General features: G+C 43.8%; 13 protein-coding genes and 4 tRNA genes. 4 read left to right on the top strand and 13 right to left on the bottom strand.

Annotation, left to right across the window (positions count from 1 at the left end):
• Positions 1-57: 57 nt before the first annotated feature.
• Positions 58-705: a thiopurine S-methyltransferase gene (locus AACQ21_RS07890; RefSeq protein ID WP_094132002.1), complete on the bottom strand. Its 648-nt coding sequence runs from the start codon at positions 703-705 to the stop codon at positions 58-60.
• 347 nt (positions 706-1052) lie between these two features.
• On the opposite strand from AACQ21_RS07890, the gene AACQ21_RS07885 reads away from it, so the two are divergent.
• Entirely contained in the window at positions 1053-1826 is a 774-nt protein-coding gene (locus AACQ21_RS07885; protein WP_105976629.1) for a phosphoribosylglycinamide formyltransferase, read from the top strand.
• A 68-nt stretch (positions 1827-1894) separates the two neighbouring features.
• On the opposite strand, the gene ihfA is transcribed toward AACQ21_RS07885, so the two are convergent.
• The 3 genes from ihfA to pheS all read right to left on the bottom strand — a co-directional run bounded on the left by ihfA (position 1895) and on the right by pheS (position 6000).
• A complete protein-coding gene (gene ihfA / locus AACQ21_RS07880) occupies positions 1895-2191 on the bottom strand; it encodes an integration host factor subunit alpha (RefSeq protein ID WP_010319630.1) in 297 nt (98 codons plus the stop codon).
• Between the two features lie 421 nt (positions 2192-2612).
• Positions 2613-5000, bottom strand: coding sequence for a phenylalanine--tRNA ligase subunit beta (gene pheT / locus AACQ21_RS07875; RefSeq protein WP_105976628.1), 2388 nt, complete (start codon positions 4998-5000; stop codon positions 2613-2615).
• Positions 5001-5016: 16 nt separating this feature from the next.
• Entirely contained in the window at positions 5017-6000 is a 984-nt protein-coding gene (gene pheS, locus AACQ21_RS07870; RefSeq protein WP_017044058.1) for a phenylalanine--tRNA ligase subunit alpha, read from the bottom strand.
• A gap of 216 nt (positions 6001-6216) precedes the next feature.
• Between pheS and AACQ21_RS07865 the strand changes: the two genes are divergently transcribed.
• The gene (locus AACQ21_RS07865; protein WP_017047007.1) at positions 6217-6699 is read left to right on the top strand and encodes a GNAT family N-acetyltransferase; all 483 of its coding nucleotides are present in this window, start codon (positions 6217-6219) and stop codon (positions 6697-6699) included.
• 84 nt (positions 6700-6783) lie between these two features.
• Here the strand turns inward: AACQ21_RS07865 and AACQ21_RS07860 are convergent, their stop codons facing one another.
• From AACQ21_RS07860 to uvrY, 8 genes are all read right to left on the bottom strand, one after another.
• On the bottom strand, positions 6784-7758 hold the full coding sequence (locus tag AACQ21_RS07860; RefSeq protein WP_105976627.1) for a carbohydrate porin: 975 nt from the start codon (positions 7756-7758) through the stop codon (positions 6784-6786).
• Positions 7759-8655: 897 nt separating this feature from the next.
• Positions 8656-8731, bottom strand: a tRNA-Gly gene (locus AACQ21_RS07855).
• Positions 8732-8754: 23 nt separating this feature from the next.
• A tRNA-Leu gene (locus AACQ21_RS07850) sits at positions 8755-8841 on the bottom strand.
• 85 nt (positions 8842-8926) lie between these two features.
• Positions 8927-9002: transfer RNA gene (locus AACQ21_RS07845), tRNA-Gly, on the bottom strand.
• 2 nt (positions 9003-9004) lie between these two features.
• Positions 9005-9078 (bottom strand) — tRNA-Cys (locus AACQ21_RS07840).
• A gap of 268 nt (positions 9079-9346) precedes the next feature.
• Positions 9347-9904, bottom strand: a complete 558-nt coding sequence (gene pgsA, locus AACQ21_RS07835; RefSeq protein ID WP_013856615.1) for a CDP-diacylglycerol--glycerol-3-phosphate 3-phosphatidyltransferase — start codon at positions 9902-9904, stop codon at positions 9347-9349.
• A gap of 46 nt (positions 9905-9950) precedes the next feature.
• Positions 9951-11783 (bottom strand): excinuclease ABC subunit UvrC, encoded by a 1833-nt coding sequence (uvrC, locus tag AACQ21_RS07830; protein ID WP_105976626.1) that lies wholly within the window; start codon positions 11781-11783, stop codon positions 9951-9953.
• Positions 11783-12427 carry a UvrY/SirA/GacA family response regulator transcription factor gene (gene uvrY / locus AACQ21_RS07825; RefSeq protein ID WP_026028128.1) on the bottom strand — a complete coding sequence of 215 codons (645 nt, stop codon included), beginning with the start codon at positions 12425-12427 and terminating at the stop codon, positions 11783-11785. The genes uvrC and uvrY overlap by 1 nt, the downstream gene beginning before the upstream one ends.
• Positions 12428-12908: 481 nt before the next feature.
• Here uvrY and AACQ21_RS07820 point away from each other — a divergent pair, with 481 nt between their 5' ends.
• Positions 12909-15272 carry a DNA polymerase II gene (locus tag AACQ21_RS07820; protein WP_105976637.1) on the top strand — a complete coding sequence of 788 codons (2364 nt, stop codon included), beginning with the start codon at positions 12909-12911 and terminating at the stop codon, positions 15270-15272.
• 24 nt (positions 15273-15296) lie between these two features.
• Here AACQ21_RS07820 and AACQ21_RS07815 read toward each other — a convergent pair whose 3' ends face one another.
• Positions 15297-16064: a nucleotidyltransferase gene (locus AACQ21_RS07815; RefSeq protein WP_017050356.1), complete on the bottom strand. Its 768-nt coding sequence runs from the start codon at positions 16062-16064 to the stop codon at positions 15297-15299.
• A gap of 134 nt (positions 16065-16198) precedes the next feature.
• Here AACQ21_RS07815 and yeiP point away from each other — a divergent pair.
• The coding region (yeiP, locus tag AACQ21_RS07810) for an elongation factor P-like protein YeiP (protein ID WP_105976625.1) at positions 16199-16727 on the top strand (529 nt) is incomplete at its 3' end.

Here is a 16727-nt window from a genome sequence, read left to right as displayed (position 1 = left end):
AACCTACCTATTTATTGTTGTATAAGATGTATAAATAAACGATTTAAGCATAGTCTGTTACTTCTCAATTAACCACACGACTTCAGCAAAACGACTTAATCCTCGTTGACTGATCTTAGGGTGATTTTCATCAGCATCGTCACGAAACAGACACGTCACTTTGCAGTCAGTGAATAACGACTCAACTTCATTTTTGGCGACACAGAATGGAGGACCCGTCATTTCACTTTGAACGTAATCCAGCGTCACAAGCAGCACCCTTCCGCCCTCTTTCAACAATGAAAGCAAGCGAGTAACGTACTCCTTTCGCATTTCAGGGGGCAGCGCAACTAACGCCGCTCGGTCGTAGATAAGCTCAACCGCTTTTAGCGGCGCACTAAAGACATCTCCGGTATAAATCATCAGTTCATCAAACTGATACAGTTCATGCGCTCCATTTAAGCGAGTGACCGTTGGCGTATAAAAATGCTCGGCAAAAAAGGAACGAACGGCAATTTCACTCAGCTCTACACCCTGAACCTGTTCATGCTGGGAAGCGAGCCATATCAAATCTTCACTTTTTCCGCACAATGGTACAAATACACTTTCATTTCGTTGAGGTGAGAGTTGAGGCCAATATTCGATCAACAATGGGTTCACATCTTCTAAGTGAAATCCTATTTGGTTGGAGGCCCATTTCTTGTGCCAAAACTCGGGATCTTTCATTATCTTCGTACTCTACGATTAAAATCTACAGCCAGACAAAGTACATACTCCTGACTAATAAGTGAATCCTCAACGGGTTAAACAAACAGCATAAAGACAGGTAAAGATGTTCATATTTGGTTCATCCTCATTAGATACACTTGGTAACACATCAAATTGAACAGATAGCCTGGCGAGGCGTCTGAAGATAAGACCTGTGATAAAGCGCAAAATTATGGATTAATTGTTCCACGAGCTATTGAGTTCACTTTGTTTAGCCCAAGATCTCATAGCAAGCGACTCTGGTTATCACGTGTTTAGGTCTATTTTGGTTTCACCTTTTACCTAGACTAAGTTAAGGAGAATGAATGAGCCTATTTTTACGTACTACGGCACTGATGCTTTTAGTACTAAGCAGAGCCCCTGCCTTTGCAGCCGTTCCGTTCAATTCAGAAAGTGATGCCAAGGTTGGTGAATCGAAAAATCAACTCTCATCTAAACTGTTCAAGCATAGTTTAAGCGGTTTATACGGTATTTCATCCACTAATAACCAAGCTTTGCAACCTTACAGCGATTTTGACATTCTTTACAGTAAAGCTCATCAAGCTCAGTTCGAATTAGAGACGCTATGTAAAAGTACAGCGCTGTTCACTTCAACAGAGGCTCACTTTTCTGGTATTAAATCCCGCGAGCGTGCCTTGGCCAAAATTGATCATGAGTTAGAGGGGCGTGTAGAGAGAATCACTGATTTAGCCAGAGCAACGATTATCGCTCATGATGTGCCAAGCTTAGTCCAAGCATATGAAGTATTAAGCCGAGAAGCCAGTATCGTAAAAGTAAAGAACCGCTTTAAATCGCCTGCCGCATCAGGCTATCGTGATTTAAACTTACTGGTTCAACTTCCTAAAACCAATGTTATTGCAGAAGTACAATTACATCTTAAAGCCATTGCCGATGTGAAAAATGGCCCCGAGCATCGTTTCTATGAACAGATCCAGAAGTTTGAACGTGTCGCCGCATTAGAGAAGCGAGCGTTACATGATATTGAAAAGGCGCAAATTAACCAGTTTCGTCGCCAATCTATCGAGCTCTACCAAAACGCCTGGCAGCCGTATATCACCACTCATATTCAAGCAGCCTAATACGTTCAGAACCCTTAACTCACTTTAAACAGAAAAAAGACCACGCATAGCGTGGTCTATTGCTCGGTCTATTTTTCGACATTAATGTTCTCGACTCGGGCTTTTAATTTCTGCCCTGGGCGGAACGTTACGACACGTCGAGCGGAGATAGGAATATCCTCACCTGTTTTTGGGTTTCGACCCGGACGCTCGTTTTTGTCTCGTAGATCAAAATTACCAAAACCAGATAGTTTTACCTGTTCGCCACTTTCAAGCGCCTTGCGAATCTCTTCGAAAAACACTTCAACCGTTTCCTTGGCATCCCGTTTACTGTATCCAAGCTTTTCAAACAGGTTTTCAGCCAATTCGGCCTTTGTGAGCGCCATAAAACTTCCCTCAAAGCTATGTTAAACCTTGCTGCTTCTAAGCAGCGCCAAAGCATTTTCGCTTAGCCAATCAATAAGATATCGGCTTTACCTGAAAAGTGTATGCCAAGCTTCTGATTTTCGCCAACTTTTTTATTCGCAACAATATTAATAGTTTCATCAAAATAAGCGCATATACTGGCTGCATTTATACAATTAGACGTCGAAGATTGAGAAAAAACACTGACAATTTAGTTAGTTATATTATAACGGCCAACATTTTTAGAATTTCATACTATTTTGAATGGATATCGATTTCTGATAAAAAAATTTATAACCTGTTAAATCATAGACTTGTTTAACACTAACTTGTCACTAAATTGCATATAAAAAAGCAGGCCCAACTTGAACCTGCTCAAATATACTTAGGCTACTTTCTGAATTAGTCGCGCAAGGCTGCACCAAACTGTGCCGCTACTGAAGTCACAATCGATTCAACAGCGCTTGCAATATCGGCTTCTTCTAAAGTACGTTCAGTCGATTGAAGCATCAACGCAATCGCTAAACTCTTCTTGCCCTCTTCAACCCCTTTGCCTACATAAACGTCAAACAGCTTCGCCTCTTTTAGAAGCTCACCACCAGCGTTACGACATGCATCGACAATATCACCTGAAGCAATGGCGCCATCAACAACCAGTGCTATATCACGGCGGTTCGCTGGGAACTTAGACAGTGATGCAGCTTCTGGAATTACACGGGTGTTCACCGCTGACCATTCAAGTTCAAATACGATGGTGCGGCCATTCAAGCCAAACTTACGCTCAAGCTCTGGATGAACAGTGCCTATCACCCCAATAATCTCACCATCGACAACGATAGCGGCCGATTGCCCAGGGTGCAGCGCTGGGTGTGCAACAGAAGTAAAACTGTAAGCTTTGCCGTTGGCGGTTAAATCAAGAATAGCTTCCAAGTCACCTTTTAGATCGAAGAAATCTACCGTTGCGGTGTCCATGTTCCAGTGCTCTTCACCACGAGTACCGGATATTACCCCCGCGAGCATAGGTTCTTGGCGCATACCGTTCTCTGCCGAAGCATCAGGAATAAAACGCAAACCATATTCAAACAAACGAACGCGTGGCTGCTGGCGTTTCTGGTTATGAACCACGGTATTTAATAGACCTTGGATCAAGCCCAAACGCATCGCCGACATATCAGCAGAAATAGGATTAGGTAGAATGAGTGGTTCAACATCTGGAACAATCAGTTTCTGCTGCTCTGGCTCAACGAAGCTGTAGGTGATCGCCTCATGGTAACCACGGTCAACTAACAAATGACGAACACGCTTAAGTGGCAAGTTTGCTTCTTGGTGGTCATTCATGCTCAATGCTGCAACGGGATCTTGATTAGGGATATTGTTGTAACCGTAAATACGGCCAATTTCCTCAATCAAGTCTTGCTCAATCGCGATATCAAAACGCCACGTTGGCGCGGTAGCGACCCAACTGTCTGCGCGACTCTCAACACTCATACCTAAACGTTTTAGGATTTCAACCACATCAGCATCCGCAATGTGATGACCAAGCAAACTGTCCAGTTTAGTGCGACGAAGTGTGACTTGATTTGGTTTAGGTAACTCCGTTTCAGACTCAACACTAACCACAGGTGCAACTTCACCGCCACAAATATCAACCAGCAGCTGAGTCGCTCGTTCCATCGCACTGGCTTGCAACGCGTAGTCAACACCGCGCTCAAAACGCATGGATGAATCAGTATGTAGGCCATAGCTACGAGCACGACCGCGGATATGGTCTGGTGCAAAGAAAGCACACTCAAGCAGTACATCTTGGGTTTCTGAGCTAACGCCTGAACCTTCACCACCAAAAATGCCCGCAATGGCTAATGCTTTATTGTGATCGGCAACAACCAGCGTATCAACATTCAACTTAGCTTCTGTACCATCGAGTAGCGTAAGTTTTTCATCCTGCTCGGCCATACGAACAACAATACCGCCTTCGATCTTGGCAAGATCAAAGGCATGCATCGGTTGGCCTTGTTCAAGCAAGATATAGTTAGTGATATCAACCACTGGATCAATTGAACGTAGACCACAACGGCGTAACTTCTCTTGCATCCAAAGCGGTGTTTGGGCTTGAACATTAATGTTTTTAACCACGCGACCAAGATAACGCGGACAAGCGGCCGGTGCTTTCACTTCAATAGAGACTTTATCTTCAATTGAAGTAGGAACAGCGGTGACTGATGGCTCAGTGACATCAATGCGGTTCAATACACCTACTTCACGGGCAAGGCCACGAATACTAAAGCAATCTGCGCGGTTCGCGGTCAAATCGACATCAATAGTCACATCATCTAAGCTTAGGAATTCGCGGAAATCAGTACCAACGATGGCATCTTCTGCAAGCTCCATAATGCCAGCGGATTCAACATCAATCCCTAGCTCACTGAATGAACAAAGCATGCCGTGAGAAGGTTGACCACGTAATTTTGCTTTTTTAATCTTGAAATCGCCGGGCAGTACCGCACCAACAGTCGCTACCGCCACTTTTAAGCCTTGGCGGCAGTTTGCTGCACCACAAACGATATCAAGCAGTTCTTCCTCACCCACGTCAACTTTCGTTACACGCAGTTTGTCGGCATCTGGATGTTGACCACATTCCACAACGTGACCCACTTTGACGCCAGTAAATTCACCGGCGACAGCAAGAACGTCATCGACTTCCAAGCCTGCCATTGTAATTTGATGTGTAAGTTCGTCAGTCGTAACCGCAGGGTTAACCCACTCACGAAGCCATGATTCGCTGAATTTCATTGTGTTTACCCTTGAATTACTTGAATTGTTTGAGGAAGCGCAGATCGTTCTCAAAGAACGCGCGTAGGTCGTTGACGCCATAACGAAGCATCGTTAAACGCTCAACACCCATACCAAATGCAAAGCCAGAATATTTTTCAGGGTCAATACCAACACTGCGCAAAACGTTCGGGTGAACCATGCCACAGCCTAGAACTTCAAGCCATTTACCATTTTTACCCTTCACATCCACTTCCGCAGAAGGTTCTGTAAATGGGAAATAAGAAGGACGGAAACGCACTTCAACTTCTTCTTCAAAGAAGTTACATAAGAAATCGTTCAAAATACCTTTAAGTTGAGCAAAATTGACGTGCTCATCAACCAACATTCCTTCAACCTGGTGGAACATTGGTGTGTGTGTTTGGTCGTAGTCATTACGATATACGCGGCCCGGCGCAATAAAACGAAACGGCGGTTGACCATTTTCCATAGTGCGAATTTGCACACCTGACGTGTGTGTACGCAACATTAAATCTGGATTAAAGAAGAAGGTATCGTGATCAGTACGTGCAGGGTGATCGGCAGCAATATTCAACGCATCAAAGTTGTGGAAGGCGTCTTCAATTTCAGGGCCAGATTCAACATGAAAACCAAGCTCACCAAAGAACTGCTCAATGCGTTCAACTGTGCGAGTCACTGGGTGTAAGCCACCATTTTCAATGCGGCGTCCAGGCAAAGTAACGTCAATCGTTTCAGCCGCTAGTTTGGCTTCTAACTCTGCTCGCTGCAAAGCATCTTTACGCGTAGCAATGGCGTGTTGCACTGTCTCTTTCGCAACGTTGATCTCTTGACCTGCAGCGCGACGTTCTTCGGGTGGCAATTTACCTAGGCTCTGTAGCTGAGTGGTTAACTCACCTTTTTTACCCAAGTACTGAACACGCACTTCATCAAGTGCGACTAGCGAATCGGCAGCATTAATCGCTGCGGTCGCATTAGCAATAATCTCTTCTAGATGTTGCATCGTTTCCTCATCTACCTGTAGGTAGTGTCCGTATAGGATGTTTTTGTATTTTTCAGATAGCTGCACATAGTATCGAAAGCCACCTCTAAAGCCAAATTGAAATGATACTGACGCTTGCTCTTGAACAAAAAAACGGCATTATTTTTGCCGCTCTCTTGATATCACCTCCCTCTCCCCAAACAATAATAAAAACATGACTATTTTTAAGAAGAAACGATGAACATCACGATAACACCAATCAAACCACAAGATGATCCGGACATTTGTAAAATTATCCAATCAGTAGGCGCTGAATTTGGGGCAATCGGTGAGGGTTTTGGCCCATCTGATGCTGAAGTGGAAAACATGAGTCAACATTATACGCAAGAGAGCAGCAGCCTTTATCTGGTAGCCAAACGTGACGGCATCATTGTCGGTGGAGCAGGTATTGCAGCCTTTCATCATAGCCAACGGATCTGTGAGCTAAAAAAACTCTTCTTATTACCAGAAAGTCGCGGTTGCGGGCTAGGAAAAATGCTCAGTGAAGCATGCCTATCATTTGCTCAAAATGCAGGTTATCAATCTTGCTATTTGGATACGTTATCTAGTATGACATCCGCCATTCAGTTATATGAAAAGCTCGGATTTATACATTTGGATCGACCAATGGACGGCACTGAGCACAACGGCTGCGATGTGTGGATGCTTAAACAGTTGTAAATCATCGCATCTGCTGATACAAAAAATGCCTACCGAACGGTAGGCATCAAAAGCAGTTGAGATTTAATGCTTAAGTTTTAAAACTTAGAAGAAGTATTTTAGACGGATACGCATGCCTAGATCTTTGTTTTCTGTGTCGTCTACTTTCGAGTAGTAAGTACCTAGATAAACAGAGAAATCTTCCACATCCATCACATTAGCAAATTGGTAAGAAGCATAAGTGGTGTTTACTTTTACTGTATTAGTTGTCTCAGTTTCTCCATAGACATGACCCAAACCAAAGCCTTTAAACAGTAAGTTAGCACCGATGGTCGTATCTTCTTGTTTAGTTTTGTCGAAATCACGGAACGCATAGTTCACGTTGATAGAAAGATCGTTAGCAGAATAGTTAACTGTCGCGCCATAACCAAGGAAATCATTCGCAGCATCTTTATCATCTGCAGTCAGATTGGCTTCTAAACCAGCAGCAACACGAACTGAGTCAACGATTTGGTACGCAACAACTGGGCGTACGAACACAGCATTTTTATCCGCTGTAGTCGCATTCTTCTCAAATTTGGTAGAGAGTTCAAAGTAAAGATTATCCGCTGTCTTACTAAAACCGACTTGGCCGTTATCGCCACGACCACGAGCCGCATTCGCTCGATACGGTTCTGCTGTTGCGTATTCAAGCATAGTATCTTGACCAACAGGGAATAGATCAAATGCTTCATAACGACCTACTCTCAATTCCCAGTTATTTGCCTGACCAAATGCAATCCACGCATCATCAAGCTCAACATCACCCGTTGTTTTAAGTAAAGGCTGTGCTTGTGCTTTGATATAACGGTCACCACTCACACTGCGCTCACCAGCGATTTGAACCAAAAGACGACCGTCTTGATTTAGCTCTTGCTTGTCAGTGGCATTTTTATCACGAAGGTTGATATCGAACTCAACATCACCGCCGATTGAGAAAACACCTTGTTCACCTTCAACACTGATACCTGCGTTTGCTTGTAGTGCGGCTGAAATTAGAATTGCGGCAAGAGAAAGTTTACCAGAGGTAGCAAAATTCATTTTTTATACTCCATCGACCTTATGGTCATCATTATCATTATGTTGGTGCTTGACACCTTGAATCTCATCCTGAGATATAGACAATAAAATTAATGAGTTAGGCTCACATTCACCGGGGGAAGTAGCACGCTACTTTGGTAATCATGAACAGCTCAATCTCTTTATTGCTCAGCAACCACTGCTTATGTATTCCCTTAACGTTGCTGACGGGGATGGAGTTTACATTCACCGAATCAATGTAAAAATAGATCAATGTCACATTGGGAATCGTTCCCATGAATGGGTTATTGATAAGTTTATATAAATCACGCTTTTGCAAATAATTCACACCATAAATTAAATGTTGGCACGAAAATTATGTGAAGTAGGCCGAAATTTCACATCACAAAATAATAACAACTCAAGATAAAGGTTGCTTTATCAAATTATTAACATTCTAGAATTGGGGATGGAGAGTAAAAACGATGCGAGATTTGACCATAAATTGAAGCACTGCTGTTTGATGGTGATGGCTTTGCTTAAAATATTTCAATTTCACGTCCGAAACCGTCAACGAATATAGTGAACGTAGGGGGGGTTACCCAATTTCTGCTAGGGCTTTAATTTGGAGCGACACGCGAGGTTCGCTTTCTTTTGGACTAAAAGCGTGACCTCAACCTTGGCAAGGTGGCGCTAAAACGACATCGTTGGTTGTGAACTGGCAGTGAGACAGAGATGAAAAAGCCCCAGCATTTCCGCTAGGGCTTTAATTTGGAGCGACACACGAGGTTCGCTTTCTTTTGAACTAAAAGCGTGACCTCAACCTTGGCAAGGTTGCTCTAAAACGATATCGTTGGTTGTAAACTGGCTGTGAGACAGAGATGAAAAAGCCCCAGCATTTCTGCTAGGGCTTTAATTTGGAGCGACACACGAGGTTCGAACTCGTGACCTCAACCTTGGCAAGGTTGCGCTCTACCAACTGAGCTAGTGTCGCATACTGCATAAGCAGTAAAAAGATGGTGCCCCGGGCCGGACTTGAACCGGCACGACTCGAAAGTCGAGGGATTTTAAATCCCTTGTGTCTACCAATTTCACCACCAGGGCACGCAATTCTGCATTGCGATGCTGTTTACAAAATTTAGTAACACCATCTTTAGATACTGAACGTTAAGTTCAACACCTCAAAATTTGGAGCGACACACGAGGTTCGAACTCGTGACCTCAACCTTGGCAAGGTTGCGCTCTACCAACTGAGCTAGTGTCGCAATGGAGGCGCGTCCCGGAGTCGAACCGAGGTCCACGGATTTGCAATCCGCTGCATAGCCCCTCTGCCAACGCGCCCCTGTAACATCAAGGGGTTGGGTTGTTTCTTCCGTTCCTCTCAAGTACGGGATGCATTCTACGCATTCGATTCGATGAGTCAATATTATTTTTTTAGTTTTTAAACCGTTTGGCTATTTTGCATTCAAAAAGGACGGATTTGGTTAATTTGATAGCAAAATTCACCACCTTTCACACGAGATAACTGTGCTTTAACTGAAGCAATAATGCATGTTGTGAAAGGGATTGTAGAAATTGGAGGAACAAAAAACGGGCCTAAGCCCGTTTCTTAATGATGTTCTGCATTGAGGAGGTCGTCTTTAGCTGCCGCCAAGTATTGAACCATTGACCAATAGGTCAAAATGGTTGCGATGTATAACGCTGCATAGCCGACCCACACCATCCAATCATCATGACGCCAAATCAATACCCACAATGCAAACATTTGGGTGAGCGTCTTAACCTTCCCAACCCATGAAACGGCCACACTGGCTCTTTTACCAATTTCCGCCATCCATTCTCGCAACGCAGAAATGATGATTTCACGTGCAATCATTGTCACGGCTGGAATCGTTATCCAGAGACTGTGGTAATGGTCGGTGATCAAGATAAGAGCCGTCGCAACGAGCACTTTATCCGCTACTGGGTCGATAAAAGCACCAAAGCGAGAGGTTTGCCCAAGTTTTCGCGCAAGCATGCCATCTAACCAATCGGTAAAACCCGCTACCCAAAACACCATTGCCGCAGCAAAAGGGCCCCAGCCGTAAGGCAGATAGAAAACAACGACAAATACTGGGATAAGGAAAAGTCGTAATAAAGACAAAATATTAGGAATATTCAAACGCATATTTATAGGCTCTTATCGATTGCGCGGTTATGTTGCGTTATTTTTCTTATTGTTTCAATGCTTGATAAATGTTTTCAGCTAAAGAATGGCTAATACCGGGCACTTTGGCGATTTCTTCAACAGTGGCTCTTTTTAGCTCTTGCAGCCCTCCCATATATTTCAGCAGTGCTTGCCGGCGTTTAGGCCCAACCCCTTCTATGCCTTCCAATGTACTGGTACGCCGTGTTTTACCTCGTTTGGCTCTATGCCCAGCAATGGCGTGATTATGACTTTCATCGCGAATATGCTGAATCAAATGCAAAGCTGGCGCATCACTTGGCAGGTTAAATTCATCTCCATCGGTTGTAATCAACGTTTCTAGCCCCGGTTTGCGGGTAACGCCTTTGGCGATACCAATCATCACCGGTCTTTTCGGCCAATCTTGCCAATGGCTAGAGATGATCTGCAAAGCTCGATTCAATTGCCCTTTACCACCATCAATGAAAATAACATCGGGGATTTTTTCCACGTCAAGCTGCTTGGAATACCGCTTATCTAACACTTGTCCCATTGCAGCGTAATCATCACCACCAGTAATTCCCGTGATGTTATAACGGCGGTATTCTGGTTTAACAGGCCCTTCTTGGTTAAATACCACGCATGAGGCGATCGTGCTCTCTCCCATGGTGTGCGAAATATCAAAACACTCCATACGCTCTATGCTATCCAACCCTAAAACAGATTGAAGTGCTTTAAAGCGCTGGTTGATCGTCATTCTATGGTTAATCTTAGCCGTTATTGCACTCAATGCATTGGTATTAGCCAATTTTAAATATTGGGCACGCACACCTGTTGGGCTGATGTGGAAAGAAACTTTACGTCCGACCAAGGTCTGTAAGGCTGCTTGCAGCGGCTTTTCATCCTCTAGCAGACCCGCATTTAAGATCACTCTACTTGGGATCGTACGCGCTTCATTGTGACTTAAATAATACTGCCCTAAAAAGCCATCAAACACCTCTTCTTGAGTCGTGTTAGCCGGAATTTTAGGAAAATGACTACGACTACCCAATATTTTACCTTGGCGGATCATCAAAATATGGATGCAAGCGATGCCATTTTCTTGGGCAAATCCCAATACATCCATATCATCCATCGTCTCTTCAGAAACAAACTGTTGTTCTTGGACTCTTCGAATGGCTTGGATCTGGTCTCTAAATTTAGCGGCATTTTCAAACTGCAGTGCTTGGCTGGCTTGTTCCATTTTTTGCACTAATGTTTCAAGTACTTGGTTATCTTTGCCTTGCAAAAACAATCGAACATAATTAACCAATTCAGCATACTCTTCATCCGCAATGATATGACTCACACAAGGTGCAGCGCAGCGGCCAATTTGATACATCAGGCAAGGACGAGTCCGATTGCTATAGACGGTATCTTCACATTGTCTTACCGGAAATATTTTTTGGATGAGGTGTAACGACTCTCGAACCGCACCAGAATCAGGATATGGACCAAAATACTCACCTTTGCGCTTTTTCGCGCCACGGTGCAACGACAAACGAGGGTGCTTATGCCCACTAATAAAAATATACGGGTAAGATTTATCGTCTCGCAGCAGCACATTGTATTTAGGCAAATATTGCTTGATGTAATTGTGTTCAAGGATCAACGCTTCCGTTTCAGTGTGAGTAACGGTGACATCAATTTTATCGATATGGCTGACTAACGCGCGCGTTTTCTCACTGTCGATTGTTTTTCGAAAGTAACTAGAAAGGCGTTTTTTGAGGTCTTTGGCTTTGCCAACATAGATGATATCAGCCTCGGCGTTATACATTCGATAAACGCCGGGCTGATGGGTAACGGTTTTAAGAAAAGCGACCGAGTCGAACAAAGAAGTCACTAAAGCGTCTCTGTGTCTAACATTCCGTGTCGAATAGCTAAATGGGTCAGTTCAACATCACCGCTGATCGCTAACTTACTAAACAGTCGATAGCGATAGCTATTTACTGTTTTGGGGCTAAGACTAAGTTGCTCGGAAATATCCGTCACTTTTTGCCCTTTGGTAATCATCATCATAATCTGCAGCTCTCTTTCCGAGAGATCAGCAAATGGATTGTCAGAAGCTGGCGAGAATTGGCTTAATGCCATTTGCTGTGCGATTTCAGGCGAGATATAACGCTGCCCGCTATTCACAATGCGAATCGCGTTGACCATTTCATCTGGGCCTGCACCTTTGGTTAAATAACCCGCGGCTCCAGCTTGCATCACTTTGGTCGGAAATGGATTTTCCGTATGAACCGTTAACACGATGATTTTCACATCTGGATTGAAGCGCAGAATTTTTTTTGTCGCTTCCAAACCGCCGATACCAGGCATGTTCATATCCATTAAAACAACGTCGACATGATTACTGCGACACCATTTTACTGCTTCTTCACCGCTGTCAGCTTCCCCTACTACGTTCATTCCACGGACGTCTTCAATAATACGTCGTATCCCTGTGCGAACCAGCTCGTGATCATCTACAAGGAAAACACTTATCAAACTTGTATCTCCACACTCATCTATTGGCTCTGCACCCACTGAATCGTGGATAGCAGCATCGCGGCCCACATTAATTAGCTCACAATTGGAAATTAACTCACAATCGGGTAATTAACTTAACATTGGTTTTTACTCACACTGAATATGTGCTCAAACCCCAAATTTGGCAAGTACTTATTTGTTCGGCTAATCATCCAATGAGAATCCATTAACAAATCAAAAGCTTAATTATATTAGCAGAGATGCCGCACGACTTTTACATGATTTTTTGACAAATTTGAACCTAAACATAAAAATGCAACCAGCCTCATAAAAATACAAAACCAAAACAAATCATAAAGTTAAAATGCATACACCATACCAATTAACGGTTATTTGATCTCCATCGCCCGCTTACTCACCTCACTGAAATTCGTTATTTACCTCGTAGCTCTGATATGATGCCCTCCCCCAAGGTTACGACTATTTGGATTTATTACGTTTGGTTATTCAACACGGTTTTTTACTTACTCGCCACGCAAGAGACCTTCATGGCTCGACTCATATTGAGTTGTGGTTGAGTACGCCTCAAGGCCCAACCCAACTGATTATCCGTGGTGAAAAACCCGTTTTCTTCATACCACAGAAAGATGTACCACAAGCGCAAAAATTAGCGTTAGAGCGGCAGCTCTCTATCGAATTAAAAACATTGGATTTGGAAGATTTTGAACATACCCTCCTAGCGGGTTGTTATTGTCAAACGATTCAAACGCATGCTGAGTTTTCGGCACTACTAAAGCAACATCATATTCTGACGTTAGAAGATGATATTAAGCTTGCCGACCGCTTTCTTATGGAGCGTTTTCTTAAAGGCAGCATTGAATTCACTGGACGGCTTACCCAGACGTTTTCCCATTCAAAAATAGAACAGGCGAAATGTCGACCGGGCAACTATCTTCCTCATCTGAAAGTGGTTTCGCTGGATTTAGAATGCTCTGAAAAAGGCATTCTCTACTCGATTGGTTTTGATAGCCCAATGGACAGCCGCGTAATCATGATTGGTGAGCCCAAACCTTGCGATACCCCAATTCAGTGGGTGAAAGACGAATACGCATTGCTCAACGCTCTCATCGATTGGTTCACTGAGTTCGACCCTGATGTAGTAATTGGCTGGAGCGTGATTGATTTTGATTTTCGCTTACTCCATAAAAGAGCCGAGTGGCATAAGTTAAAACTTGCGATTGGTCGTGGCAAACAGCACAGTTTTTTTCGTAGTTCAAACCAGAGTCAGCAAGGGTTTATTACCATTCCCGGGCGAGTAGTGTTGGATGGAATTGATACATTAAAAACAGCCACTTACCAATTTCGTTCTTGGTCATTGGAATCAGTATCAAGGGAGCTATTAGGCGAAGGAAAAGCGATTCACAACGCCCATGATCGGATGGATGAAATCAACCGTATGTTTAAAAAAGACAAACCTTCACTGGCGAAATACAACCTGCAAGATTGTGTGTTAGTGAATAAAATCTTTGAACATACCCATTTGCTGGATTTCGCCATTGAACGTTCCCGTCTCACGGGTGTGGAGCTAGATCGCGTCGGCGGTTCTGTCGCCGCCTTTACCAATCTCTATTTACCTCAATTGCATCGCGCGGGTTACATCGCACCTAACTTACACTCCGAAAATTGGGTCGCAAGCCCCGGAGGCTATGTGATGGACTCCATCCCTAACCTCTACGACTCTGTATTACTTCTTGATTTTAAAAGCTTATATCCCTCGATCATTCGTTCATTTTTAATTGACCCACTTGGCTTGATTGAAGGACTAAAAATTCCGCTTGGCAAAGAGGATAACCAAGCGGTAACGGGATTTCGTGGCGGTCAATTTCACCGCACCAAACATTTTCTTCCAGAAATGATCGAGAAATTATGGGCTGCGCGTGATGTGGCGAAAAAGAACAATAACAAAGCCTTTTCACAAGCGATAAAAATCATCATGAACTCTTTCTACGGGGTGCTTGGATCGTCAGGTTGTCGTTTTTTTGATACTCGTTTGGCGTCCAGTATTACCATGCGCGGACACGAGATCATGAAGCAAACTAAAAAGTTAATTGAGGCGCAAGGCTATCAAGTGATTTATGGTGATACCGACTCAACTTTTGTCTCTTTAGGTGGTCAATATTCACAGCAGCAAGCGGATCGCGTAGGAAAACAACTGGTTGAACACATCAATCAATGGTGGACGACCCACTTGCGTGAAGAGTACCGATTGGAATCGATGCTGGAATTAGAATACGAAACCCACTACCGAAAGTTCCTGATGCCAACCATCCGAGGTTCAGAAACGGGGTCAAAAAAACGCTATGCGGGATTGATCGGTGAAGGCGAAAACGAGCGGCTAATTTTTAAAGGGCTTGAGAGTGCAAGAACGGACTGGACTCCGCTCGCACAACGCTTTCAGCACCAACTTTATTCGATGATTTTTAATGGTGAAGACCCTGTGGCGTTTATTCGTGAAATCGTTGAGCAAACTCAAACCGGTCAACTCGACCATGAGCTCGTGTACCAAAAACGGTTGCGTCGCAAGCTGCATGAATACCAAAAAAACGTACCACCACAAGTAAGAGCCGCACGACTTGCTGATACGATAAACCAGCAGTTAGGCCGACCATTGCAATATCAAAATCGAGGTCGTATCGAATACCTCATCACACTGAATGGCCCTGAGCCTAAAGAGTATTTAAAAAGTCCTATCGATTATCAGCACTATATCGATAAACAATTGCAGCCAGTCGCAGAAGCCATTTTGCCTTTTGTTGGCTTGAATTTCGAACAGCTCAGCCAGCCACAACTTGGGTTATTTTAAGAAGTACGACGATCTAGCCAGCGGTTAACCAATCCGAAACTCTGTTTTTTGATACTGCTTTGCAAGCCATTGCCCATAACTGTCTAGAATTCCAATCACTGAGCGTTTAGCGATCACTCGTCCAGAGAGCAAAATACCCAATCTCTCAATGTCGATTTTTTTCTCCGGGTGATAACGTAAAAACTGCTGCCCGCATTCGATAGGATCATCAAACCAATTTTTGTCACGATACATAATCAAAGAATAACTGGCGCGCAGTAATTTCTTGGCAATGGCTACTTGCGCCTTGCTCTGTTCGCTTTCAGAACTGGTTTTTGCAATTTTATCACGATAAAAAAAGACCCAATCTGCGATGTCCATATTCCAGTGTTTGGCTATTTCCCAACTGGGTTCGAAATCGCCAAAGCATTCCGCCAGATCATCACCCAAGATGCAAACGCAGCAATGGCGCAACATAAATCCCCACGTAAAAATGCTCTCTAAAGTGGCTACCTCGCTCACGAGTGCAGTTTTGATCGAGACTTCGGTGATATGTGGGAAACTTTTCTGAAATCGCCATTTTATCGTATTCAGCAGAGTTGCTCGTTGCTCGGAGAAATCACGGTGCGTGATCAACACTACATCCAAATTGGAGCGCCCATAACGCGCAGTTCTGCGCGCCACACTGCCATAAAGGTAAAGACTATGTAGATTGTCACCTAACCCGGCACGCAGAAACTTGATGAGATCATCGATAGCCGCTTGATATTCAGCCTGAAAGGGTTGTTTTGGGTCAATAACCGATAAATACATAGCAAAAAGCGTTAGTTAATTTAAGAAAAAGTACACGCGGTCATGTTCTACTATGCAAAGCAATCAATCAAGATATTCCTTTTCGAAAACGGCAAGGTATAATGCGCCGAAACTAAGTATGAAGGAAAAATTCCATGCCAAAGGCGAATGAATTAAAAAAAGGGTTTGCTATTATTTCTGGTGGCAAGACGCTATTGATCAAAGACATCGAAGTGACCACTCCTGGTGGCCGCGGTGGTTCTAAAATCTACAAACTACGTTGTACTGATTTGAACACTGGCGCTCGCGTTGATGAGCGTTTAAAAGCCGATGACTTTGTCGACACCGTTGACATGAACCGCCGTGCGGTTTCGTTTTCTTATGTTGATGGTGATGAGTACATCTTCATGGATAACGAAGATTACACTCAATTTACGTTTAAACAGGCGGATATCGAAGATGAGCTACTGTTCATCACGGAAGAAATCCAAGGTATGTATGTGGTTGTCGTTGACGGTGTTGCGGTAGCACTAGATGTCCCTTCATCTGTTGAGCTTGTGATTGAAGAGACTGATCCTTCCATCAAAGGTGCTTCAGCTTCTGCGCGTTCAAAACCAGCACGTTTAAGCACTGGTCTTGTCGTGCAGGTTCCTGAATATGTCGCAACTGGCGACCGTATTATTA

It is taken from the genome of Vibrio sp. V01_P9A10T6 (genome assembly GCF_963877065.1).
In the GTDB taxonomy this organism is placed as follows: Bacteria; Pseudomonadota; Gammaproteobacteria; order Enterobacterales; family Vibrionaceae; genus Vibrio; species Vibrio anguillarum.
This window is presented reverse-complemented; position numbering and strand designations above follow the sequence as displayed.

Bases quoted from the DNA above. Each gene is read 5' to 3' on its own strand.
- AACQ21_RS07815 (WP_017050356.1), bottom strand. From the start codon at position 16,064: ATGTATTTATCGGTTATTGACCCAAAACAACCCTTTCAGGCTGAATAT.
- pgsA (WP_013856615.1), bottom strand. From the start codon at position 9,904: ATGCGTTTGAATATTCCTAATATTTTGTCTTTATTACGACTTTTCCTT.
- AACQ21_RS07865 (WP_017047007.1), top strand. From the start codon at position 6,217: ATGAACATCACGATAACACCAATCAAACCACAAGATGATCCGGACATT.
- pheS (WP_017044058.1), bottom strand. From the start codon at position 6,000: ATGCAACATCTAGAAGAGATTATTGCTAATGCGACCGCAGCGATTAAT.
- ihfA (WP_010319630.1), bottom strand. From the start codon at position 2,191: ATGGCGCTCACAAAGGCCGAATTGGCTGAAAACCTGTTTGAAAAGCTT.
- AACQ21_RS07885 (WP_105976629.1), top strand. From the start codon at position 1,053: ATGAGCCTATTTTTACGTACTACGGCACTGATGCTTTTAGTACTAAGC.
- pheT (WP_105976628.1), bottom strand. From the start codon at position 5,000: ATGAAATTCAGCGAATCATGGCTTCGTGAGTGGGTTAACCCTGCGGTT.
- AACQ21_RS07860 (WP_105976627.1), bottom strand. From the start codon at position 7,758: ATGAATTTTGCTACCTCTGGTAAACTTTCTCTTGCCGCAATTCTAATT.
- AACQ21_RS07890 (WP_094132002.1), bottom strand. From the start codon at position 705: ATGAAAGATCCCGAGTTTTGGCACAAGAAATGGGCCTCCAACCAAATA.